The sequence below is a fragment of the Mesorhizobium sp. GbtcB19 genome, from assembly GCF_019091085.1.
Taxonomy (GTDB): domain Bacteria; phylum Pseudomonadota; class Alphaproteobacteria; order Rhizobiales; family Rhizobiaceae; genus Mesorhizobium.
Genome location: NZ_JAGXJY010000068.1, coordinates 1 through 1,127, shown reverse-complemented (window position 1 = coordinate 1,127; position 1,127 = coordinate 1). Strand labels below are relative to the sequence as shown.

At 29.2% G+C, this 1,127-nt stretch carries 1 protein-coding gene and 1 pseudogene; both read left to right on the top strand.

Annotated features, from left to right (window positions below; translation table 11 throughout):
• Positions 1-561: nitroreductase (locus tag KVT37_RS31600; RefSeq protein WP_217578930.1), on the top strand; the 561-nt coding region annotated here is incomplete at its 5' end.
• A gap of 360 nt (positions 562-921) precedes the next feature.
• Positions 922-1,127 (top strand): annotated as a pseudogene (locus tag KVT37_RS31595) (cytochrome P450); the annotation flags it as partial.

Below are 1,127 nucleotides of genomic sequence, written 5' to 3'. Positions count from 1 at the left end.
TCGCCTTCTTGGGCCAATTCGCAACCTTGGGAAATTTTTGTTGCAGGGGGCGATAATCTAAAAGAGTTAAGAAAAGCTTATTTAACAGCATTTAAAAATGGAGTTCCCATTAATTCAGATATTCCTAGACCACAACATTGGCCTCAAAAATTAGATGATCGTATGAAACAAATGGCTATTGAGAAATTTGAAAATATGGGTATTGATCGGGACGATACACAGGCTAGACAAAAGCATATAGAAAATAATTTTAACTTTTTTGGTGCGCCAGTTGTAGCATTTTTATGTATGGACGCTTCTCTATCTGAATGGTCAGTATTAGACATAGGACAATTATCACAAAGCTTAATGTTAGCTGCACAAGCGCATGGATTAGATTCAGCTCCTTCTTATACTTTTGTAACATATCCAGATAAATTGAGAGAAATTTTAGATATTCCAAGCCATCTTAAAATAATGTTAGGAATTGCTATTGGATATGGGGATTCTGAGCATGAACAGAATCAATATAAAACTAGTAGAGCACCTTTAGAAGAAATTGTTTATTTTAGAGGGATATAATTAAAATTCATTCGTAAGTTAGATATTAAGTAATATATACCGTTAGAAATTAATTATCAAAAACATATAAAAAGAAACTGCTTATAATCATCTAATGTATATAAGTGGTTTCTTTTATAAATAAAAAATTACATATTCGTATACAAGGGGTTAAACGTGATGAAAAAATGGATTTCTGTACTTTTAGTAACATCTTTTATACCTTCGTTACTTCTTTTAAATCTAGAATCAAAGAAAAAATCTAGCAAATATATAGAAATAAAAAGGGAGAAATTATAATTATTTTATTACATATATATTAGATTAAAGGCCCTATATAAACGGTAGTGATGCATTAAAAAAATGAAGGGAGTTTTAAAGATGTCATTTAAATCGTTATCCTATCAAGAGGGATTACAAATTGACTTATTTTCATCGGAGTTTAAGAAAGATGCTTATTTATTTTATGAAAGTCTTAGAGTAAATAATCCTGTATTTCGCTTTTCACTCCCTAGTGAGAAAACTGCTTGGTTAATTACTAGATACGATGATGCAATTAAAATATTAAAAGATAATCAATTTATAAA